We start from the raw sequence: 20,770 nt of genomic DNA, 5'->3' as shown, positions 1-20,770 counted from the left end.
CGCTGGATCCCACCGCCCCCAAGAAAGCTCCGCGCAAAAGCGCGAAGGTCCCGGAGGAGGATGAGGAACATGGCGCACAGGAAGGCGATGCTGCTTGCTGCAGCTGCGGGAAGTTTGATCGCGCAGACCGGCTATGCCCAGGAGAGCGAGGGCGCACCTGCGCAGGCTCAGGCTCCACAAGACAAACAAGTCGCGCAAACCCAGCATCTGGAAGCGGCACCGGGCGAAATCATCGTCACGGCACGCAAGCGCGACGAACGCGCCATGGATGTGCCGGTGGCGATCTCAGCGCTCTCGGGAGAGTCCCTGCAGCGCTATGCGACGAACTCGCTCACCGCGATCAGCGAACGCATACCGCAGCTGATCATCGGCGAATCCACCAACCAGACAGGCGGATCTATCAATCTGCGCGGGATCGGCGCGGGCATCGCCAATCCCTCCACCGAGCAGGCCGTGACCCTCAATCTGGACGGTATCCCGATCAGCTATGGCAATGCCGTGCGCCTCGGCCAATACGATCTCCAGCGCGTCGAAGTCCTCAAAGGCCCGCAGGCGCTGTTCTACGGCAAGAACAGCCCTGGAGGGATCATCTCGCTGATCTCGGCAGATCCCGGCCAGAGCTTCGAGGCGCGCCTCCGCACCGGCTATGAGTTCGAGGCCGATCAGCGTTTCGTGGAAGGGATCGTTTCCGGCCCCCTCACCGATCAGATCGGTGCCCGCGTCGTTGCCTATTATTCGAAGGAAGACGGGTGGTTCCGCAATATCGGCGTGCCTGTCGCCGGCCGCACACCGGGCGCCGCTGCAAGCAGCAACAATGCCGAGGAATTATTCCTTCGCGGCACCCTCACTTTCCGCTCCTCCGATGATCGCCTTCACCTCAAAGTCAAGGTGAACTACGGCAAGCGGGACCGGGATGGCATCGGCCCGGCCGCCGCCGGCCAGCCTGTCTATTGCCCTTATGGTGCCGCGCAGATCGGCCTTGGCGTGACTACCGACTGCAAGCTCGATCGGTACTTCACCGATGTCGCGCTGCCCGCCAGCGTCGCTGCGCTTCATCCCTCGTTCGGGGATGGCATCCCTTACTCGAAATCCCGCCAGTTTCTGGGATCGCTGACCGGCGATCTCGATCTCACCGATGCCCTGACGCTCAGCATGGTGACCGGCTACTACCGCTTGCAGGAGGAATCGCTCGATTCCTTCACCTCGGTCAACAATCCGGCAACCGGTGCCTCCAACGATCTGGTTGCGAAAGCCTTCAGCGAGGAAGTCCGGCTTGCCTCGAACTACGATGGCCCCGTGAACTTCCTTGTCGGCGGCTTCGTTCAGGACGCCCGCTTCACGGTCGATCAGGCGTTCTACACTTTCACAGCCGCTCCCGCGCTCATTGCGGCGACCGCCTACGACCAGAAGACCCTCGCCTATTCCATGTTCGGCCAGGTCCGCGTGGACATCACCGATCAGCTGGAACTGGCGGCAGGCGCCCGGCAATCGTGGGAGGACAAGTCGCTCAAGGGAACCGTCAATGAGACGCCCTTCACGATCCTCAATCCCAGTCGTAACTACCACGACTTCTCGCCTGAAGTGACGCTCACCTACAAGCCGGCAACCAACCTCACGATTTACGGCGCGTACCGGGAAGGCTTCACTTCCGGCGGCTTCAACACCTTGCCGACGCCGCTGCGCTCGCCGGCATTCCCGAGCCTGCCGGCACGTGACCTGTCGTTCGACCAGATGACCGCGCGCGGCGGCGAAGGCGGTATCAAGGGGTTCATCGCGGGACGCCAGATCGGCTTCGATCTCATCGGCTATTGGTACAAGTACAAAGGCCTCCAGCTCTCGCGCTGGGATCCGGTCGCGTTCAGCCAGACCGTGCAGAATGCGGGCGCCGCGCGCGTGCGCGGCATCGAGTTCAGCGCAACTGCGCGGCCCGACGCCTTGCCGGGCTTCGAATGGCGCGGCGCAGCGAGCTTCAACGATGCCAAGTACACCGATTTCATCGGCGGCTGCTACGGCGGCCAATCGATCGCAGCAGGCTGCAATCTCGACCCGCGCTATCCGGGCCTCGATCCCTCGACCTTCGGCACGGCCGCCAACCCCTACACCGCTCAGGACCAGACCGGTCAGCGTCTCGCCCGCGCGCCTAAATGGGCGCTGAGCAGCGGCTTTACCTACGATCACGAGATAGCCGGCAGCATGAGCGGCACCGTCTCCTTCGATGCCCTCTACACCAGCGCCTACGCCTATCAGACCGAAGCCAACCCCAAGGCAGTCCAGTCCGCCTACTGGCTGCTGAATGGCAGCCTGGGCCTCTATGGCGGTGCCGATCGCGCCTGGGAGCTAAGCCTCATCGGCCGCAACCTCACCAACAAGCTTTATACCGCGACCGGCGGCACCCTCGCCTTCACCGGAACTGGCACCGGGACCAATGTGACAACCGCCGCAGACCTTCTTGGTGTGCCCGGCTCGCCGCGCTCCGTGCTGCTGCAACTGACGCTGCGCAGTTCGCTGCTCGGCCACTGAAAGAAAATCAGGAGGATGTCATGACCCATCACCCAGACCATGCCGCCTTGCGGCCTTCACTCAGCGAAGAGGATCTCACCGAGCCCCTCACCTACGGCGTTGAGGCCTTTCTCTCACGCGATTATGCGCAGGCCGAACACGATCTGCTCTGGCCAAAGGTCTGGCAACAGGCCGGACGCGTCGAGGAGATACCCGAGGTCGGCGATTTCATCTCCTACGAAGTGGGCGAGGAAAGCATCATCATTGCCCGGACGGGCCCGGATGCGATCCGCGCCTACTTCAACGTCTGCCCGCACCGCGGTCGCCGCCTGATCGACGTGCCGGCCGGCGAGCATTCGGCTTCGGGTAACCGCCGCTCGATCACCTGCGGCTTTCACGGCTGGAGCTTCGATCTCGAAGGCCGAAATACCTTCATTCTCGACAGGCAGGACTGGAAGGGCTGTCTCGACAATCCCGAACGGACCGAGCTTTCCGAAGTGAAGGTCGACACCTGGGGCGGATGGCTGTTCGTCAGCATGGACCCCAAAGCCCCGTCCCTGCGCGACTATCTCGAGCCCGCCGCATCCATGCTCGATCAGTTCGAGCTTGAACGGATGCGCTACAAATGGCGTCAATGGGTTGTCTTCGACTGCAACTGGAAGACTGCACTCGAGGCGTTCATGGAGCCCTATCACGTGGCCGGCACGCACACCCAGCTCCTCGAGCATGGCGATTACTATTCCTACAGCGCGGCCCACGGTCTCCACGGCGTAAGCGGGTTCGACCAGCGTGACGCCGATATGCGAATAAGCGAGGGCAGCACGGTCACACGGGCAGGAAAATCAGGCATCGATCCACGTGTCTCGACATACGAACTCCAGGAGGAACTCTACGCGACGGTCAATCAGGCCAGCACGACCGCCACGCTGGTGACGGCGGCCGGTCGGCTCGTGGACGAGCTGCCCGAGGGAACGCCGACCGATCAGGTGATTGCCCACTGGCTTGCATCGGCGAAGGCTGACGATGCGGCGCGCGGCGTGGAATGGCCGGAAATCACGCCTGCCCAGATGGGGCAAGCCGGGCTCGCATGGCATATCTTCCCGAACATGGCCGTGCTGCAAGGCATCACGTTCGCACTTTGCTACCGGGCGCGGCCATACGGCAACGATCCCGACAAATGCGTTTTTGAAGCCTATGCGATCGAGCGCTTTCCGGCAGGCCAGGAGCCCAAGACATCGTGGGTGGAGGCGGCCGCGAGCGAAGAGCACTGGGGTCTGGTACTTGCCCAGGATTTTTCCAACATGGCCGCGGTCCAGAAGGGGATGAAATCCCGAGGATTTCGCGGAACCTTGCCCAACCCGCACCAGGAACGGAAAGTCACGAACTTTCATCGCAATCTGGCGCATTACATGAAGCGCGCTGCCCCCCACCGGCTGAACTAGGCAGACAAAACGGGGGGGCTAGCCTCCCCGAGCTGGCCGGCGGCGGAAGGAACAGGACAGCCCCCTCCACCGCCGCCCCATCATTCCTGGTAATGGCCCGACAGATTAATCATCAAGACCATCCGGGACCCAGTTCGGCGGCCGCTTTTCGAGAAAAGCGCGCATGCCTTCACGAGGTTCCTGCGAGTTCTGCAACGACCAGAACATCGTCTGATAATCGATCGGCCGGTAATGCTCGTTGAGCAGCCGTTTAGTATGCATCCGGGCTTCCGGCGCAGTCCGCAGAATTTCCTTGGCGGCCTTGCGGGCCTCGTCATGCAGCCGCTCGTGCGGCACCACGCGTGAAATCAGGCCGATGCGCAGCGCCTCCTCGGCATCAATGGTCCTGGCGCTGAGCAGGAGATCTCGGGCGACTGCCATGCCGACGTGTAAGGGTAGCGTGGCTGCGTATGTCGCATCGATCAGCCCCCTCAGGAGTTCCGGTACGCGAAATGTCGCGCGCTCGCTGACGACCGCGATATCCGACATCATGGCGGTCAGGAGGCCGCCAGCCTGGCATATCCCGTTTACTGCCGAGATGATCGGAGCGGTGCTTTCGCGGATCGCGATAAAGGGCAACGTCTCGTAGGTCAGACCTGATGGTACGGGTTCATCGCCTTCGACCTTTCGACCGCCCAGGTCACCGCCTGGCGCAAAAACGTCGCCGGTGCCGGTGATAATGAGCGCTCGCGCATCGTTGTCGGCATTGACCAGGCGGACGGCCCGCTTGAGGCCAAGGTACATCGCCGGCGTCATCGCGTTGCGTGCTTCGGGGCGATCGATAATGCACCAGGCAAGGGGACCCTCTCGCTCTATCCGAAGGCCACCCGTCCCAAGATTCCAGCTATCCATGAAAACCCTCTCTCAACTCGGTTGCGAAGGCGTCGGCGCATGCCAAGCCGTGCCCTATCGCCCACGCCACATCCGCCGCTGCCAAATCCATTGGCCGGCGAATTTGCCAGCCATGCCGTTCAAACGGCAAAGCTGTATCCGCCATTCACGGGATAGGTCTGTCCGGTGATCCAGCTCGCCGCTTCGGAACAAAGGAACAGAGCCATGGCGGCGACATCGTCCGCTTTTCCGAAACGACGGATCGTGTACTGGGCCAACTGGGCCTTGGTGCGATCGCTCGCCAGGAATGCTTCCAGGTCCTCAGCAGGCATGGGCGGTTCAAGTGTGGAAAGGGATATGGCGTTGGAGGTGATCCCGAAACGCCCGGCTTCCTTTGCTAACGACCGGACAAAGCCTGCCGCACCTGCTTTCGCGGCTGCATAGGCAGCCAGACGCGCTTCTCCCACGCGGCCGGAATCCGATACTACCGTCACAATTCGCCCGCGCTTCTCCTTAACCATCCCCGGAAGCGCGACGTGGCAACAGTTCATAACGCCGTCCAGGTTGGTCCTGAAATAGCGCGGCCAATCGGACGGGTCTGTTTCCCAAAACAGCGGAGAGTGCCGCATCTGTGCGTCGGGCCCCGCGTTTCCGGCGTTATTGACGAGGAGTGTAATCGGTCCAAGTGCCGAGCTTGCTTTGTGATGCGCTGCTTTGACCGATGCATAATCGCCGACATCGGCCTGCACCGCGACTGCCTTGAAACCGGCAGCCTCGATTTCCGCCGCAACGGCTTCCGCTCGCTCCGTGACATAGTCGTTGACGGCCACGCCGCCTGCATTGTGATGCGCGAGCATCAGGGCGATGCCTCTGCCCGCGCCCTGCCCCGCTCCCGTAACAAATGCGTTCTGTCCCTGGAGATCGAGGATGTTTTCGATATTGGTCATCGTTGCCCTCAGCTCCCCTGGCCATAGATGGAAAGGCGCGAAATTCGCCCGTCCTCGTTCGTGTAGAAGAAGTTCGCAGTGCTGCGGACCGAACCGTCCGGGAGCCGAGCGCTGACTTCGACGGCTATCTCACTCTCGCCCGCAATGCATGAAACCGGTGTAGGATAGGGCGCGCCGCGCTCGAAGACGTCCCTTTGGAAAGCAACGATAGCCGCGATTCCTTCGAACTTCGTTCCGTTTGGGAGGGTGAGGACGGCATCGTCGGCATAGAGGGAAACGAGCCGATCGATATCGCGATCGCGAATGATCTCGAAATATCGGTCGGCTAGCGCGGTAAGTCTCATGAAATGTCTCTCCAGGCTGGCTGTTGCAGCGTTACCTGCCGCCTGCCATCGGCATCACTCCGGCGCTACGAGCAGCGGCGCACTTGACGATTTGAAGGCGAGATGGCGAAACTTTTGGCCAGACGGCAAAACCGAACCGTCCGGATTTGCCCGAGCGCCCGGGCTGCCCGTCAAAACGACGAATGTTTGGCGCAGAGTGGCAGGCTAGAGCCTTGGCTGAACGTATATTCAACCCGTCTCAGATCAACAAAGCCGCACATGTGCGCGCTTCCCTCGGTCTGATCGGGGCGGTCTATCCGTCGGGGAACGTGTTCGAGGAGAGGCAACTTGTGGGTTCTGCGAGTGCGGCGCTGATCGTGGATTACGAGCGGGCCGCGCCGGTCAGCGGCACATGGCATTCCTCATCCCTGCATTACTTCGACATGACGCTTAACCGGAGGCCCAAAGGAGCATTAGGCGGGTTCATCGAAGACGGCGGCGAGCAACGGTCAGTCGGGCCGATACTGTTCGCACCCGCAGGGCACCACTATGCCGGAGAGGGAGGATGCGGAAGGCAGAAGTCGCTGTGCGTGGTCGTTGAGGCAAGGCTCGTCAATGATGCCGATATTGATATCGCCCTTTCTGGCGGACTATCCCATTGCACCAACCTCGAGGGCGAAAGCCTGCGCGGCCTCTTGGCTCGCATTGAACGCGAGGTACTCTCTCCCGGCTTCGCTTCGGCTGTCCTCCTGGACAGCCTGTGCCTCAGCCTCATCGTGGAAACGGCCAGAGCCCTGCGTCTCGCCACATCGCCTGCGCTTCGCAAAGGCGGGCTCTCGTCACGCAATCTCAGAATAATCGAAGAACGGGTGCATTTGGGGGACGCCGCTCCTTCGCTATCCGAACTGGCGACCCTTTGTCAGTTGAGCCCCCGTCATCTGGTTCGTGCCTTCCACGCTGAAACCGGTCGCACGATCGGTGACTACGTCCAGCAAGTCAGCCTGGATCGCGCCAAGGAAATGCTGATCTCTTCTTGCGCTCCGATTGCCGAGATCGCTCGAAGTATAGGCTTTTCAAATCCGGCCGCATTCTCAACCGCGTTTCGCCGCCAATGTGGGCTCTCGCCTCGAAGTTTCCGAATGCGCGGACGGAACATCTCCGTTGGTTCGCAGGTCAGCCACCGGGATCCCCGAGGGTTTGGAAACGGCCAAGGCAAACATTGAGCCCATCGCTTGCCGACCAGCCGCCTCGCCCGGGAGGTCGGCGCAGTTCAAAGCCTCTGTCGAAAGATCCACTCACGGATCGGTTCGATCGAATAGGCAATTCTCCACGTATTTCGGTGCCCGCTCGCGCCTGCGGTCGTCTCTCCTTTCGGTATCACGGTGCCTTTGGTGAAAGAGATGTAGTTGATGGGGTTGCGCTCAGAGTCGATCGAATCGAACGCCTCCCGGAATTCCGCAGCAGTCCACCTCCCGTCCCAAGTTGCCAAACTCGCCCGAGCACCATGGTTCTCAAGGGCTTTGACGATCGCATTCTGCCCCGGAAATGCCTTGTCGTCGTCCTGCGAAACAAGAATCCATAACTTCTTGGACGCCAGGGGAGCGACGAGCGAAGCATCCCATTGTCCGGCCACCAGGAACGATGCCGCAAAGAAGTCCGGATACTTGATATTCATGGCGATGGACATCATGCACCCGCCCGACTGTCCGGTCGCGTAAAGCCGGGCTTGATCGATCCTGTATTCCCGCGCCAGCGACTTGATGAGGTCGATCGTTGTATCGAGCGCATTGGAGGTATGGGAATCATCGTCGGCGATGATTTCTGGAAATTGGGGTGCGAGAACGAAACACGGCCGTTTCGCCTGATCTGCGGATTCCGCCCAGCAGACAGCGCCCAGACCCTGAAGCAGCGTTGTTCGCACGACATCGCTGGTCGCCCCCGCATCGTGCATGAAAAGAACCAGTGGATAGGCCTTGGTGCCGTCATAGTCGCGGGGCACGAACAGGTTGTAGGGCAGAGTTCTGCCGGTTTTCCTGTCTTCGAATGTGAGTTGCCGGAAGCTGTCGACAACGAGGTTCGCGACCTTGGAAACGGCGATCGGGACGGTTGAAGGCGCTACCGAGCGACCATCAGCCAAGTGCACTTCCCCGACCTGCTCAAGTGCGGCGCTGGGAGCGCTGTAGATCGTGTCGTATGGAGGGATATCGCCCGCTTTTCCTGGTCCGCCCTTCCCGCCGGGACCGCCACCCGATCCCGTTTGGCCGTTGGAGCCATCGTTTGTGCTGCCGACTTTTTGCGCAAGCACGCGCCAGGGTCGTCGGCCGAAAGGGCGATAATCAAAAATGGCCCCGTCTCGGAGCGTTGATCGGGATCTGCAGAAGGGCTCGGAAAAACGTCGACTACAGTCCTGCCTTCGACCTTGAACGACCCGGTAGTAAGGCCCTTCCCGACGATCGGGACGCCATAACGTACAGCGAGCGCGATCAGCCGGACGCCATCACCATAGACACGTGTGATGGCAGTGACGATTGGTATCGACCCACTTGCTGCCAAGGACAGCCCCTTGGCCGAGATCAGGACTGTCGCTCCTGCGGCACTGGAAATGAATGAGCGACGGCAGGTCATGACGCATTTCCTTTCAGGGACCTAAATCGAGCAGTCTGCAATTGCTTTCAAGGATCATGCGAAACGCGTAACCTCGGAACGCGACGGCCCACCTTATCAGCACCCCAGGATTGCCCGCAGATTTCGACGTTTTCCGTATGCCTGCCGATGCTTCAGGCACTCGCCCCTTGGCAATCAGGTTACTAAGTCTGAGCCCCATAATAGGGCACTATTTAGCTTGCTGGTGATCGCCGGAGAATGATACGTTTCGCGAGAAATGAGTCGGCACGGGTAGTCGCCACGCCCCCAAAAGCGGGATGGCGCCCAAAGCCGATCGAGAGGAGAGTTCCGTGCCCGAGAAAGCATCGTCAACGCACATATCGAACAAATCCAAGATCGCTCGCAGGCTGATCGAAGTGCTTGAATACTTCGATGACAATCATCAGCAGGCGACTGTCATGGATATCGCCCGTCGCTATGACCGCCCTCAATCAAGCACATCGGAACTCCTTGTCTCAATGGTCGAGCTCGGCCTGTTGCGAAAGGACCATGCGTCACGAACTTATCACCCTACACCTCGCGCTGCCATGATTGGCACGTTCGGTCAGCCCCCATTCGTGCGGGACGGCAGAATCGTGCGCCTCATCGACGTTCTGAGCGAACAGACCGGATATTCGGTGGCCCTTACCTCCATGGTCGGGCTCGACAGTCAGATTGTCCAATGGCGTCACGGCCCGACCGGCCTTGCATGCACCCGGGAATTGTCGGGCGGATCAAAGATCCCATTCATCACAGCGCCGCCGGCTGGATGATGCTCTCGACCTTCGAGCCGCGCAGGGTGGAAGCCATGTTGCGTCGGCTGAACGCCGAGGCGCCAGATACCGGAAAGTTCCAGGTTGCCGAATTGATGAACCGCATAACCGAATGCCGCGACACGCGGTATGTGATCGGGCCGGTCGGCTTCAACACCGACACGAGGGGGTTTTCCGTACTCGTCCCTCGTCAGCCCAACGGAAGACCCATGGCAATCAGCCTGGTTTATGGGAAGGACGATTTCGTCAGTACCCCTGCCCTTTTCGAAATGGTGAGCAAGGCAATGCGTACGTGCCTGCCGGACCCGGAACCGCCGATATTCCTCGACATCCTCTCCTGCGCCGCGTGAATTGAGCGCCTATTGCTGCACAACCGCAATGGTGGACTTGAAGCCGGAGCTGACTTCGCGCGTCTGAGTTTCAGGACAAAAATGCGTCGGGCTGACCGCTGCTCTGGCGCAATTGCCTCGGCGTAGCGTTTAGGTGGGTTCTTGCAAAGCGCGACATCGCGGACTGTTCGGAGAACCCCAACTTCTCCGAGATACGGCCAAGGGGGAGCGCTGTATATCGCAGGTAGTACATGAGGACGTCGCGACGAACCTCATCCTTGATGGTCTGAAAGGTGCAATGCTCCGCCTGGAGCCGCCTATGGAGCGCCCGGCTGTGGAGGTCGAGCACATGCGAAACGTCCTCGACGGCACTGTTGCCCGTCCAGAGGAGCTGCATGACAACGCTGCGGACCAGTGCCTGGAAAGCAGGTCTCTGTGTGCCATATTCCCTTTCGATGCGTTCGATGAGTTCGGTCAGCGAAACTTTGTCAGGATCGAAGATCGGTCTCAGCAGGTCTTCGGCGGCGAACGCGACCCCGTCTTCATTGCAACAGAACCGAACATCGCACTGGAAGTATCGTCGATAGACCGACGGCCGTGATATCGCCTTGTGGCGAAAATGCACACGGCGGGCGCCGACATGTCCGCCCGTCATCGAGCGCGCGGCCAGATGGCCCGCGAGGAGGGCATGCTCAATCGCCTGACTTCTGCTTGAAATGGCCTCTGCGAGAAGTTCGTGTCCCATAAATACCGATTGTCCGGACATGGTTCGCCCCATCCAGACGCGGGTACCGAGGCTGTGCGCTGCATTGTGGGTCGCAGCGTAAGTCAGCGACTCGCCGAAATTACGGCAGTTTCGCATGACGTTCCCGAGGGGCCCAAACAGGGCCGTACCGCCTTGGCGCTCGGCGAGCCGCATTCCGAGGTCATCAATCTTGAGCTGGGCTGCAGCTCGGTCGAGAACCCCGACCCACTGCCGGCAGCTCACTGCACCCTCGATCTCGCAGATTTCACAATCCAGATCGAAAGCCTTCAGGGCGGCATCCGGATGGCCGCCGAGTTCCCGGATCAGCTCGGGCAAATGCCGCAATATTCGCGCCTGGATCATCTGCGAGGCCGATTCCGCCATCCATTGCGCGACCGTATCTTGAGCCTGATGGTTCATGTGCTGCTAGCGTCCGCTTGCTCAAGAGGGCACCTTCTCATGAGTGCAGGTCGGATTGAACACCCTCTGTTTTCCGGCAACTCAACTCCTGCTCCAAACCGCGACTGCGATTGCAAAAGGAGCCCCGGCAAAGCGGCGGGGTTCGCCGCTTTGCCGGGGAGCACCCACTGTTTAGAAGGCTTTTTCAACACCGAGCTGGAAGACGCGCCCGAGCGTGAACGCGTTACTCGGATCGTAGCCGTTCTGCCCAACGTTCTTGTAGACCGGCGGAACGGCATTGAGCACGTTCTTGACGTTCAGCGAAAGCGCTAGCCCGTCGGTGATCCCCGTTCCCGAGAAAGTGTAGCGGAAGTAGAGATCGACCGTATCGAAAGCGCCGATGCGGGTCTGACCGAACGCTGATGCCTGACCTTGGTCAGCCCGTTCGAAGCCCGAGACATGGTAGAGCGTGGCCTGCGCTCGCAGCTTGTCGATCGTCGCGCCGACCGAAGCTGTAAACTTGGTCTTGGGCTGGCCGTACATCAGATCGTCTACGAGAGCCGCGATCGGGCTGGCCTTGGTGTCCTGCTTGAGGCGGATATTGCCGGCAATGCGCGCATCGAATGAGGCAAAGCTGGTGTCGAGAACGTAGCTGGCGTCGAAGTCTATGCCGCTGAGGTCGGTCTTGCCGAGGTTCCGGACCAGAGTATCCAGCGCAACGCCGACCGGCGTCGCGCCGCTACCCCCGACACTAACCAGAGCCTGATCCGTCGATGTCGGATTGAGCAGCGTGAACCCGATGTTGTTCGGATTGGCAAGGCCGGCGAGGATCTGGGCCAACTGCTGGCCCGTGGGCCTGTAGGTCCACAGGTTCGGGAAATTGTTGTAGAAGTCGGTGAGCCCCGTTCGTCACCGGCCGGCCGATCGTCCCGTTGAGATTGATGACGTAGTAGGACGCGCTGAGCGTCAGGCCATCGACCACGGGCGGCTCGATTGTCGCGCCAATTGACCAGCTCTTGGCCTTCTGCGGCGTAAGGCCGGTGACCGAACCGTTACCGAGATAGACGCCGGTTTCGCCGGTCGCGAACGAATATCCCGGCGGCGGCGCCAGATATTGGCCGGGAATGAGTGTGGCCGTCGCGGACTGCGGACCGAGCTGATCGACCGGCGACGGCGCCGTAAACGACTTGCCCCAGTTTGCACGGATCGAGATCCAGTCGATGGGCTTGTAGGTCAGCGCGAACTTCGGATTGAAGGTGTCGCCGAAGTCGTTGTACTTGTCGTAGCGCGCCGAGGTCGAGAGAATGAGCTCGGTAAGGCCCGCCCCGCCTCCCGTCACGATCGGTGCCTGAAGCTCACCGAACAGCGATTTCACCGTTTGTGTGTAATCGTCGCGCGGCAGCCACCTCAGGCTTGCGTCGGTGGTCTGGCGCTGGAAGATGTCGCGCATGTATTCAGCGCCGAGCGCGGCTCGCAGATCGCCGCCGGGAAGCTTGAAGAGCGGGCCGTCGACGATGAAGCGATAGTTGAACAGCTCGTTTCGGCCGTAGCCCTGCTCGTATCCGTCGAGGATGTTCGAGAGTACGGCGGGATCGGTCGCTGCCAGATCGTACGGATTGAGCGTGCCGTTTGCGAGCGCTGCCGCTTGTGCGACCGGGTCGATCAGGTTGTTCCGGTAGGAAACGCGGCTGTTGCCATAGCTGAACAGCGCGCGCGACTGCCACCCCGAACCCATGTCATAAGTCAGCGAGGGCGAGATGCTCCAGGTCTCCAGATCGGTCTTCTGGGTCTGCGAGCGATCGCCATCGACCGAGGCATAGTTGAAGCGCACCGTCTGCGTCTTGCCCGCATCGGCACCGCCAGTGCTGATATAGTTGGGATTGGACGGGCTGATCGTGACCGTACCGGTCGTGTTGCCCAGGGTTCCCAGAGCACCGCCGTTCCCACGAGTCTGCCGATTGGCGTAGAGCGCGGTGATGTCGACGCTGAGCGAGCTGCCCAGGTCCTGAGTGAAGCGCGCCATCGCGCTATGCAGTTCCGCCGCGGGATAGATCGCGGTGTCATCCGAGGGGTCGCAGGTATTGGGACCGCCGGCGACAAGGCTGTTGCCCGAGACCAGATACGTGTTGCTTCCGACCGAAACTGTCGGATTGGCGCAGTTGCGCCCGACGGGCACGCCGGTGTTCCAGTCGATCCGCTTCACCCACTTGCGATCGGATCCGAAGATCGCGTCGTGCTTGGAGAAATTGTAGGCCACGTAGAGCCCACCTCCGTCCCACTTCTTGCCCGCGATAAAGCCGGTGTCGTAGGAGGTGTAATCGTCGCCGATGCCGACGCGGGCGTCGATCTTGATGCCATCATAGGTCTTGCGGGTCATGAAGTTGAGCACGCCGCCAAGAGCATCCGAACCATAGACCGCCGATCCCCCGTCGAGCATCGCTTCGACGCGCTCGACCGCTGCAGGCGGAATGATGTCCGGATCGACCGCGAGTTGCTGGGTGCCGGCACTACCACGCGATGGCCGTCGATCAGCACCAGGGTCTGGGCACCGCCGCTGGTGTTCGCAGCGGGAAGTGCGCGAAGGTTCGGGCGCGCAATGGGATTGCTAGCATTGGCGCCTGAAACCGGAGAGACGCCGGCCGGCACGATGCCGAAGAAGTTCGAGACTTGCGGCAGGCTGGCGAGCACCTCGTTCGTCGACGTACCGCCGGATACCTTCGACTGTTCTTCCGTAATTCCGACGACGTTCGAGCCAGCCGGCGCGATTCCGCGAATCAGAGTACCGGTCACGACGATCTCATTGTCGCCGGAGGCCTTTGGCTGCGCATCGTCTTCCTGGGCGAAGGCGCATGCCGGCAGCAGCGATACCGCCGCGACACCTGCCGCGAGGGTAAACCTGCGCGCGCGCAAACTGGTAGGCAACATCAACTCTCTCTCCCTGCGTCTCGATTTATTTAGGACACTCTAAATCGATAACTCCGCAAAGTAGTCGACAGGAAGCCTCGATGACGCAACCGGCAAACTGATCGAGTCTGCGATGAATCTCAACCCACATCGTTGCTTTTGCACGCCTCGGCGCCATACCTGTCCGACAAAGCGCTGCCGTAACGCCCGAGCGAAGAGCAGCACTTCCATCTAAAACAGTGCCCTTTTGCAGTAGACTCCGCCCCATCTATGCCGCACAACCTTGCGGACAGACGACCGCACGAAGCGGCGCTTAAAAATGGGAGAGCTGGACTTGGAGCAGCTTGAAACAGCGCGCGCGGAATGGCGTCGCTATTGGCCGATGGTGCTTGCGGCCTGCATCGGTTTTTCGTTCATGTCATTCATGACTGCAGCCGCCGGGGTCTTCATGGATCCTCTCGGCAGCGAGTTCCACTGGGGCCGCACCGAACTTTCACTGGGCATGGCTATTGCCTCGATGCTGTCGATCTTGTGCTCGCCATTCATCGGCATTCTGATCGACCGTCACGGATCACGTCGGCTGGCCTTGCCCGGGCTTGTCCTGACCAGCATAGCGATCGCGGCCTTTTCGCAGGCCAACGGCTCTCTAACCCAGTGGCTGGGTCTCTGGATTGTCTGGGGCGTCGTAGCGCTTCTGGTTCAATCGACCCTGTGGTCCACTGCGATTGCCAGCGTGTTCAGAGTTGGCAAGGGGCTGGCCCTCGGAGTGACGATGTCCGGCACGGCTCTCGCGCAAGTCGTGGCACCGCCGCTTTCCAACTATCTCATTGAAATGTTCGGATGGCGTACCGCCTACGTGGTTCTCGGTCTCGGATGGGGCGGATTTGCTCTTTTGCTTTCCGTACTGTTTCTATTCGACCTGCGGGACCGGGCCCGTCAGCGGATGGTTCAAGCCGCCTCCGCCAGCTCCGCTCCCGTCAGCCTACCTGCCTTGGCATCAGCGAAGCCTGGCGAGACGTTTCCCTCTGGAAGGTCGCAGCTGCGACATTCCTGGTGCTGACCGTCACGATAGCCGTGGTTGTGCACCAGTTTCCGATCCTCGTCGAAGCGGGCATGAGCCGGACCCAGGCTGCCTGGCTGGTAAGCCTTTCCGGCGTCGCGGGCGTCATGGGTAAGCTAATCTCGGGGACATTGATCGACCGGTATCATGCCCGGGTCGTAGGCGGTGTCACACTTGCCTCCACCGCCGTGGGCTGGCCCCTGCTGATGTCGGGGATCGCAACGCCGGTGACCATCGTGATCGGCATCATGATCAGCGGATATGCGGCGGGCACCAAGATCCAGCTCTGCAGCTACCTCACGGCGAGATATGCCGGCATGCGTAATTACGGGACGATCTTCGGCTTCATGACCAGCGTCATTGCGCTTGCATCGGCCATCGGCCCGCTGGCCGCGGGTGCATCGTACGATCACTTCGGCAGCTACACACCCCTTCTGTTGGTTGGTGTCGCTATTTCCCTCATTTCCGGCGGCCTGGTCTTCAGCTTGCGCGGCTATCCGGATTGGAACGCGCAGGTTCCGGTTGCGGCTTGAGGTGTGCTTCAGGGTAAGGATCGCATGATGTCTTCGGAGTATGCAGGAACGCGCAGTGAGTTACCGCTCGCCATCGTTGTGGGAGCAGGCGGCCTTGGGATGGCCGTTGCGCGGCGCCTGGCGCAAAACCATCACATTGTCCTTGCGGACATCAACGCGGCATTGGCCGCCCGCCAGGCGGCCGCGCTTATCGAGGAAGGCGGCGAGGCCACGCCGCTCGACTGCGACGTGACGGCGGAGACCTCGGTTGCAGAACTTGGCAATCTGATCCGCGAGCGAGGTGGCTTCAGATCCCTCGTCCATGTCGCCGGCCTATCGATTGCTGCTGGCGACTTTACGGCGATCGTCAACGTCAATCTGCGTGGCCCGGCACTTGTCGCACGCGAGCTCCTTCCACTTGCGCTACCGGGTGCCTGTGCGGTTCTCATCGCTTCGATGGCCGCCCATCTTTCGAGCGCCGACAGTGTGACGGCCGACATCCTTTCAGATCCGACGAACCCAAATCTGGCCCTTCGCCTTGCCGCGCATCTTGGCGATCAGGGCGCCACCCCATCGGCGGCCTACGCGCTTTCGAAGATCGGATTGCTCACGCACGCCCGCACCTCTGCTGCCGACTGGGGACGCCGGGGGGCTCGCATCGTTTCGCTTTCGCCCGGCATGATCGCCACCCCCATGGGCAAAGGCGCCTATGCGGAAAGCCCAAACAAGGCGCGGATGTTCGCCCGAAGCCCTCTCAAAAGGGAGGGATCGATGCACGAGATTGCAGACGCCGTGGAATTCCTCGTGTCGGACCGCGCCGCGTTCATCAGCGGGACCGACCTTCTGGTTGACGGTGGGCTGAGCGCCGCACTCACCCACCCCTGATCAGTCGAGCTCTTCCTGCTCAGACTTCATATGGAAGCGGGCTCGGATACGGCGCGCCCATACCTTGCGACTGTACTGACTGGCGATAGAGGCGAGTTCAGGGTCTCCCTGAAACAGTGCACCGAATTCCATCAGCCGGGCATTGCGCCAGCTCCGGACGAACCGGCGGTGTTCCTTGGAGACGTCATCCGCGGCGGGGCCCTGATAAGTCCTGCGCGAAAACGCGACGTTAATATCGAAAATCAGCTTGATGTAGGAGCTGTCGGCAAGGCCGAACACGACGTCTTGCGTCTCGCGCTCGAGCTCCCGGACTTCGTCGAACCCTGCATCGTCAGAAACGGCACGGGTCCGCTCCACAAGGTCCGACGTTCTCTCCACGATCACATCGTGGGGAGCACGCGCCGCCTTGCGCATGGCTTCAACCCACAACGCGGTGGCGATGACGGTAATATCCTCCGGCGGCACCTCCATCATCGACAAGTACATGCTGACAATGGACTCTATGGTCGTCGAGTCCGGCCGGGAGGCGAAATAGCCGCCCGAATTGCCGCGACGAACCGTAAGGAATCCCTCGCGCTCCACCAGCCTTGCAGCTTGCCGAACCGTTGCGCGTGCAAAGCCAAGCTCGGCAATCAGGGCCTCTTCCCGGCCAATGTAAGTCCCTGGCTCTCGAGCAAGGACTATCTCTCTCAACTTGTCCGCTGCGGCGTCGAGTGCCGTTCTGCTTTTGCGCTTGTTCATCCCGCACTCTCAAAACACGAAACCGGTCACTTCGTCCAGTCTGTTCGTCTGGGCGATGCCGGCAGCCCTATGCCACGCTTGACAGCCTTTGAGTATCCTTTTTAAGACAGATTTCGACAAGAGTCGGAGCGCATCGCGTGCTCGATAACCAATCAGGACTCATTTTGGAGAGAGACATGTCACGTCTTCCTTGGGACATGAGCGGCCGTGTCGTCGTGATTTCCGGCGGCAATGCAGGCATCGGCCTCGGCTTTGCGCGCGGTATTGCGCGAGCCGGCGGAGATGTCGTCATTTGGGGCCGCCGTCAGGATCGAAACGAAGAGGCCGCCCGCGAACTCGCCGAATTCGGCGGCCATGTCTTCACGCAAGTGGTGGACGTTGCCAACGAGGCCCGCGTGATCGAAGCCTTCGCAGAGGCGGTCGAGGAGATGGGCCGCGTCGACGGCGCCATCGCCAACGCCGGCCTCATGAAGAATCAGGGCTGCTTCACCAACATGACCGGTGAGGCATGGCACGACCTGCTTTCGGTCAATCAGCACGGTGCCTTCTATCTCGCCCGCGAGGCGGCACGCCACATGCGCACGCGCGCCGAAGCCGGCATCCGGGCGGATCGATCCTGTTCTGCGCCAGTCTTTCGGCCGTTACCGGATCGATTGGCATGCAGCATTACAACGCGTCCAAGGGCGCAATGGCAGCGCTTGCTCGCGGCATCGCCGTCGATCTCGGCAAGTACGGCATCCGCGCAAACACGGTTTGCCCGGGTTATACCGAGAGCGAGACCGTCAAGGATCAGGGCCCCGATTCCCCGCTGGGCAGTCAGGTCCGCGAACGCTGCCCGATCCCGCGCTTCGGCAATCCTTCCGATTTCGAAGGCATCGGCGTCTACTTCATGAGCGATGCCTCACGCTACCACACGGGCGACCTCGTCCGCGTAGACGGCGGCTGGATGGCCAATGCCGGCAAACTCAACACCTCTGCGGAGCGCCGGGCATGAGCGTTGCACCCACCAGGGACGCCGAACAGGTCCAGACCAAGGTTTTCCGGGTCGAGCAGTTCCGCGATCCCAAGCTCGCACCGGAACGCCGCGCCGAACTCGAAGCCGCCGAAGCCGAGCCCCTCGACATGAGCGTCGAGGGTATCCTTGCCGATGCCGAAGTGCAGACCGGGCTCAGCGACTTCGGACCGATGGATTTCACCGAGCGCCTCGGCATGCTTGCCGGCGAAGTCGCTGCCAACGAGAACCTGTGGCGCTTCGCCAAGGCACAGTTCCGCACCTCGTGCGTCAAGCAGGCGGCCAATCGGCTCAAGAACAAGGCGTTCCTCGACAGTCATCCGGAAGTCGATGCCGAGGTGATCGACCGTCCGATCATCATCGTCGGGCTTCCGCGCTCGGGAACGACGCACCTGGAGAACCTGATCGCCGCAGACCGGCGCCTGCGCCATCTTCCAGTCTACCTCGGATCGGAAGCGGTGCTGGCACCCGGCGAAGCGCCCGGCCCCGACGGCCTTGATCCGCGCTGGGTCCGCTCGACAGCCCATTGGGACCGGATGAAGCAGAACGCGATCATGGCGGCCATGCACGAGCATTCGCCCGACCACGCCTGCGGTGAGAACGAGCTGCAAATGCCCGATTTCACCACCTATCAGTGGGAGTGGATGGCCGAAGTGCCGGCGTGGCGCAACTATCTGCTCGGCCACGACCAGACCCCGCACTACGCCTATGGCAAGCGCATGCTGAAGGCGATCGCCCTCCAGTTCCCATCCGAACGGCGCTGGATCCTCAAGGGCAATCAGCACAGCGAGCAGATCCCGGCGCTCGTTGCCAACTACCCGGATGCCTATATCGTCCAGATCCACCGCGATCCGCTGGCGCTGCTGCAATCGGTGCTGACGATGCGCGGGCTTTCGGTGCTCGCACACCAGAAACAGCCCGATATCCAGGCCCATGTCGCTTACTGGGTCGATCGTATCGAGCGGATGCTGAAGGCGTATCTGCGCGACATGGATACAGTCCCTGCCGGCCAGCGGCTCGACATCCTGTTCGGCGATGTCATCGCCGACGACGTCGGCACGGCTCAGCGCGTTCTTGAGTTCGCCGGTCTGGAGTCGAACGACGAGAGCATTGCCGACATGCGGGCATACATGGACAGCCATCCCCGTGGGAAAGACGGACGGGTGGTCTACGATTTGGCCGGCGACTTCAATCTGGACATCCCGGCCCTGCGCCAGCGCTTCGCATTCTACACCGACCGCTTTCAGGTGAAGCAGGAAGTGAAATGATGCGATCGAACAGCCGGTGGCATGAGGACTTGCGATGCGAGTTCGCCTTCATCGCGCTGCTGTCCATGCCTTCCACTGCGGGAGCCAAGAAAATGCAACCGATCACTCGCGATGCCAATCAACCCCTCAATGCCCAGATCATCAACGACGGCGCCGGCAAGCAGGATGCCGTCGATCTGGGCAGCGGCATCTTCATGTCGAAGGATGTCTCGAACCTCTATCTGGTGACGACGCCTGCCGGCAGCGTCCTTATAAACACCGGCATCATCTACAGCGCTGCCGAGAACAAGCGGCGCTTCGATGCGGTGACCGACAAGCCGATCCGCAAGATCGTCTTCACCCAGAGTCACGAAGACCACATCGGTGGTTGGCCGACATTCAACACGCCCGACATCGAAACTATCGGACAGGCCAACCTGCCCTTCGTGCGCACCCAGTACCGCGATCTCGGCAAGGCCATGGGCGCGCGCTCTCGCCGCCTGTGGAGCCGTGACCAGAAGCAGGAATTAACCGAACGGCCGGAACCGGTCCTTACGACCACGTTCCACGACAGACATGCGTTCGAACTCGGCGGCCGGCGCTTCGAACTCTATTCGGTTCCTGGCGGGGAAACCGTAGACTCCCTGGTCGTCTGGCTGCCCGAAGAAAGGATCGTCTTCACCGGCAACATGACCGGCCCGATCTTCGGACATGTGCCGAACCTTTATACCGTCCGCGGCGAGCGGTATCGTTACGTCCAGTGGTACATTGACAGCGTCCAGCGGGTGATCGACCTCAATCCCAATGTGCTTGTCACCGGTCATGGGGAACCAGTGCGCGGGGCGGCCGAGATCCGGAGTCGCCTCACTAGGATGCGCGATGCCACTCAGTATCTGCGCGACGAGACGTTCAAGGGGATGAACGCCGGCAAGTCGCTTTGGGAGCTGATGGAGACGATCAAACTCCCGGCGGAACTGGCGATCCCGCAAGGGCACGGCAAGGTGCCTTGGATCGTTCGCGCAATATGGGAGGAGCACCTCGGGTGGTTCCGTTACGAATCCTCGACCGAGCTTTATTCGGTACCGACCCAGTCGGTGCTGCCTGACCTCATTGCGCTTGCAGGCGGCGATGCGACAGCCCTCGATCTCGCCGCCAAGTACTTCGGTGACAATGCCCCTCTAAAGGCGCTCCACATTGCCGAGGCAATTGCCCCTGCATCGCCGCACTACCACCGCGCCCTTGAAATCCAGCTCTATGCCCAGAGGCTCATCCTCGACGCGGCGGGCCGGGAAAACTTCAGCGAAGTCCGTTGGCTTGAAAGTGAAATCCGGCGCCTCGAAGCAGCGCTGGCGGGAGACAATTGATGATGCACCCTCGTCTTTCCGTCGATGCGATGTGCTCGTTCCAGTGGCCGTTCGAGCGCGAACTGGCGCTCTGGA

General features: G+C 61.2%; 20 protein-coding genes and 2 pseudogenes. 13 read left to right on the top strand and 9 right to left on the bottom strand.

Going from position 1 to position 20,770, the window contains the following annotated elements:
• Nucleotides 1-69 precede the first annotated feature (69 nt).
• Together ADT71_RS08465 and ADT71_RS08460 are read left to right on the top strand one after the other, a co-directional pair.
• Nucleotides 70-2,520: a TonB-dependent receptor gene (locus ADT71_RS08465; protein WP_231635737.1), complete on the top strand. Its 2,451-nt coding sequence runs from the start codon at nt 70-72 to the stop codon at nt 2,518-2,520.
• 20 nt (nt 2,521-2,540) lie between these two features.
• Nucleotides 2,541-3,941 (top strand): SRPBCC family protein, encoded by a 1,401-nt coding sequence (locus ADT71_RS08460; RefSeq protein ID WP_054436223.1) that lies wholly within the window; start codon nt 2,541-2,543, stop codon nt 3,939-3,941.
• Nucleotides 3,942-4,046: 105 nt separating this feature from the next.
• Here the strand turns inward: ADT71_RS08460 and ADT71_RS08455 are convergent, their stop codons facing one another.
• The 3 genes from ADT71_RS08455 to ADT71_RS08445 form a co-directional block, all read right to left on the bottom strand.
• Nucleotides 4,047-4,832: an enoyl-CoA hydratase/isomerase family protein gene (locus ADT71_RS08455; protein ID WP_054436222.1), complete on the bottom strand. Its 786-nt coding sequence runs from the start codon at nt 4,830-4,832 to the stop codon at nt 4,047-4,049.
• 119 nt (nt 4,833-4,951) lie between these two features.
• A complete protein-coding gene (locus ADT71_RS08450; protein ID WP_054436221.1) occupies nt 4,952-5,758 on the bottom strand; it encodes an SDR family NAD(P)-dependent oxidoreductase in 807 nt (268 codons plus the stop codon).
• Between the two features lie 8 nt (nt 5,759-5,766).
• Entirely contained in the window at nt 5,767-6,102 is a 336-nt protein-coding gene (locus tag ADT71_RS08445) for a nuclear transport factor 2 family protein (RefSeq protein ID WP_054436220.1), read from the bottom strand.
• A gap of 212 nt (nt 6,103-6,314) precedes the next feature.
• On the opposite strand from ADT71_RS08445, the gene ADT71_RS08440 reads away from it, so the two are divergent.
• Complete coding sequence (locus ADT71_RS08440; RefSeq protein WP_165913352.1) at nt 6,315-7,304, top strand: helix-turn-helix domain-containing protein; 990 nt, start codon at nt 6,315-6,317, stop codon at nt 7,302-7,304.
• Between the two features lie 47 nt (nt 7,305-7,351).
• Here the strand turns inward: ADT71_RS08440 and ADT71_RS32005 are convergent, their stop codons facing one another.
• Nucleotides 7,352-8,386 carry a PHB depolymerase family esterase gene (locus tag ADT71_RS32005; protein WP_231635736.1) on the bottom strand — a complete coding sequence of 345 codons (1,035 nt, stop codon included), beginning with the start codon at nt 8,384-8,386 and terminating at the stop codon, nt 7,352-7,354.
• A pseudogene (locus ADT71_RS35545) lies at nt 8,386-8,706 on the bottom strand (hypothetical protein); the annotation flags it as partial. The pseudogene ADT71_RS35545 and the gene ADT71_RS32005, both read right to left, overlap by 1 nt.
• Nucleotides 8,707-9,035: 329 nt before the next feature.
• Between ADT71_RS35545 and ADT71_RS33325 the strand changes: the two are divergent.
• Nucleotides 9,036-9,497, top strand: a complete 462-nt coding sequence (locus ADT71_RS33325) for a helix-turn-helix domain-containing protein (protein WP_231635735.1) — start codon at nt 9,036-9,038, stop codon at nt 9,495-9,497.
• Nucleotides 9,494-9,847, top strand: a complete 354-nt coding sequence (locus ADT71_RS33320) for a hypothetical protein (RefSeq protein WP_231635734.1) — start codon at nt 9,494-9,496, stop codon at nt 9,845-9,847. Before ADT71_RS33325 ends, ADT71_RS33320 begins: the two co-directional genes overlap by 4 nt.
• A 70-nt stretch (nt 9,848-9,917) precedes the next feature.
• Here ADT71_RS33320 and ADT71_RS08425 read toward each other — a convergent pair whose 3' ends face one another.
• From ADT71_RS08425 to ADT71_RS08415, 3 genes are all read right to left on the bottom strand, one after another.
• Nucleotides 9,918-10,991 (bottom strand): AraC family transcriptional regulator ligand-binding domain-containing protein, encoded by a 1,074-nt coding sequence (locus tag ADT71_RS08425; RefSeq protein ID WP_054436218.1) that lies wholly within the window; start codon nt 10,989-10,991, stop codon nt 9,918-9,920.
• A 171-nt stretch (nt 10,992-11,162) separates the two neighbouring features.
• Nucleotides 11,163-11,810: a TonB-dependent receptor domain-containing protein gene (locus ADT71_RS08420; protein ID WP_054436217.1), complete on the bottom strand. Its 648-nt coding sequence runs from the start codon at nt 11,808-11,810 to the stop codon at nt 11,163-11,165.
• Entirely contained in the window at nt 11,722-13,407 is a 1,686-nt protein-coding gene (locus tag ADT71_RS08415) for a TonB-dependent siderophore receptor (RefSeq protein WP_054436216.1), read from the bottom strand. Before ADT71_RS08415 ends, ADT71_RS08420 begins: the two co-directional genes overlap by 89 nt.
• A 174-nt stretch (nt 13,408-13,581) precedes the next feature.
• Here ADT71_RS08415 and ADT71_RS31235 point away from each other — a divergent pair, with 174 nt between their 5' ends.
• The 4 genes from ADT71_RS31235 to ADT71_RS08395 all read left to right on the top strand — a co-directional run bounded on the left by ADT71_RS31235 (nt 13,582) and on the right by ADT71_RS08395 (nt 16,331).
• Nucleotides 13,582-13,938, top strand: coding sequence for a hypothetical protein (locus ADT71_RS31235; RefSeq protein WP_156336525.1), 357 nt, complete (start codon nt 13,582-13,584; stop codon nt 13,936-13,938).
• A gap of 270 nt (nt 13,939-14,208) precedes the next feature.
• Nucleotides 14,209-14,934, top strand: a complete 726-nt coding sequence (locus ADT71_RS08405; protein ID WP_197282955.1) for an MFS transporter — start codon at nt 14,209-14,211, stop codon at nt 14,932-14,934.
• The gene (locus ADT71_RS08400) at nt 14,928-15,467 is read left to right on the top strand and encodes an MFS transporter (RefSeq protein WP_054436213.1); all 540 of its coding nucleotides are present in this window, start codon (nt 14,928-14,930) and stop codon (nt 15,465-15,467) included. Before ADT71_RS08405 ends, ADT71_RS08400 begins: the two co-directional genes overlap by 7 nt.
• A 24-nt stretch (nt 15,468-15,491) precedes the next feature.
• Complete coding sequence (locus tag ADT71_RS08395) at nt 15,492-16,331, top strand: SDR family oxidoreductase (protein ID WP_132470040.1); 840 nt, start codon at nt 15,492-15,494, stop codon at nt 16,329-16,331.
• On the opposite strand, the gene ADT71_RS08390 is transcribed toward ADT71_RS08395, so the two are convergent.
• Complete coding sequence (locus ADT71_RS08390) at nt 16,332-17,072, bottom strand: FadR/GntR family transcriptional regulator (RefSeq protein WP_054436211.1); 741 nt, start codon at nt 17,070-17,072, stop codon at nt 16,332-16,334.
• A 176-nt stretch (nt 17,073-17,248) separates the two neighbouring features.
• On the opposite strand from ADT71_RS08390, the pseudogene ADT71_RS35540 reads away from it, so the two are divergent.
• From ADT71_RS35540 to ADT71_RS08375, 4 genes and pseudogenes are all read left to right on the top strand, one after another.
• Nucleotides 17,249-17,605 (top strand): annotated as a pseudogene (locus tag ADT71_RS35540) (SDR family NAD(P)-dependent oxidoreductase); the annotation flags it as partial.
• A gap of 125 nt (nt 17,606-17,730) precedes the next feature.
• The gene (locus tag ADT71_RS33310) at nt 17,731-18,066 is read left to right on the top strand and encodes an SDR family NAD(P)-dependent oxidoreductase (protein ID WP_369818204.1); all 336 of its coding nucleotides are present in this window, start codon (nt 17,731-17,733) and stop codon (nt 18,064-18,066) included.
• A complete protein-coding gene (locus tag ADT71_RS08380; RefSeq protein WP_054436210.1) occupies nt 18,063-19,352 on the top strand; it encodes a sulfotransferase in 1,290 nt (429 codons plus the stop codon). Before ADT71_RS33310 ends, ADT71_RS08380 begins: the two co-directional genes overlap by 4 nt.
• A gap of 92 nt (nt 19,353-19,444) precedes the next feature.
• The gene (locus ADT71_RS08375; protein WP_054436235.1) at nt 19,445-20,695 is read left to right on the top strand and encodes an MBL fold metallo-hydrolase; all 1,251 of its coding nucleotides are present in this window, start codon (nt 19,445-19,447) and stop codon (nt 20,693-20,695) included.
• Nucleotides 20,696-20,770 lie beyond the last annotated feature (75 nt).

Origin of the sequence: Novosphingobium sp. ST904 (genome assembly GCF_001298105.1) — a bacterium.
In the GTDB taxonomy this organism is placed as follows: Bacteria; Pseudomonadota; Alphaproteobacteria; order Sphingomonadales; family Sphingomonadaceae; genus Novosphingobium.
This window is presented reverse-complemented; position numbering and strand designations above follow the sequence as displayed.

Excerpts from the sequence above, each read along its gene's own strand:
- ADT71_RS08455 (WP_054436222.1), bottom strand. The coding sequence starts at position 4,832 with ATGGATAGCTGGAATCTTGGGACGGGTGGCCTTCGGATAGAGCGAGAG.
- ADT71_RS08425 (WP_054436218.1), bottom strand. The coding sequence starts at position 10,991 with ATGAACCATCAGGCTCAAGATACGGTCGCGCAATGGATGGCGGAATCG.
- ADT71_RS08460 (WP_054436223.1), top strand. The coding sequence starts at position 2,541 with ATGACCCATCACCCAGACCATGCCGCCTTGCGGCCTTCACTCAGCGAA.
- ADT71_RS08395 (WP_132470040.1), top strand. The coding sequence starts at position 15,492 with ATGATGTCTTCGGAGTATGCAGGAACGCGCAGTGAGTTACCGCTCGCC.
- ADT71_RS33320 (WP_231635734.1), top strand. The coding sequence starts at position 9,494 with ATGATGCTCTCGACCTTCGAGCCGCGCAGGGTGGAAGCCATGTTGCGT.
- ADT71_RS33310 (WP_369818204.1), top strand. The coding sequence starts at position 17,731 with ATGCAGCATTACAACGCGTCCAAGGGCGCAATGGCAGCGCTTGCTCGC.
- ADT71_RS08415 (WP_054436216.1), bottom strand. The coding sequence starts at position 13,407 with ATGCTCGACGGGGGATCGGCGGTCTATGGTTCGGATGCTCTTGGCGGC.
- ADT71_RS08450 (WP_054436221.1), bottom strand. The coding sequence starts at position 5,758 with ATGACCAATATCGAAAACATCCTCGATCTCCAGGGACAGAACGCATTT.
- ADT71_RS08465 (WP_231635737.1), top strand. The coding sequence starts at position 70 with ATGGCGCACAGGAAGGCGATGCTGCTTGCTGCAGCTGCGGGAAGTTTG.
- ADT71_RS08445 (WP_054436220.1), bottom strand. The coding sequence starts at position 6,102 with ATGAGACTTACCGCGCTAGCCGACCGATATTTCGAGATCATTCGCGAT.
- ADT71_RS08390 (WP_054436211.1), bottom strand. The coding sequence starts at position 17,072 with ATGAACAAGCGCAAAAGCAGAACGGCACTCGACGCCGCAGCGGACAAG.
- ADT71_RS08375 (WP_054436235.1), top strand. The coding sequence starts at position 19,445 with ATGCAACCGATCACTCGCGATGCCAATCAACCCCTCAATGCCCAGATC.
- ADT71_RS08380 (WP_054436210.1), top strand. The coding sequence starts at position 18,063 with ATGAGCGTTGCACCCACCAGGGACGCCGAACAGGTCCAGACCAAGGTT.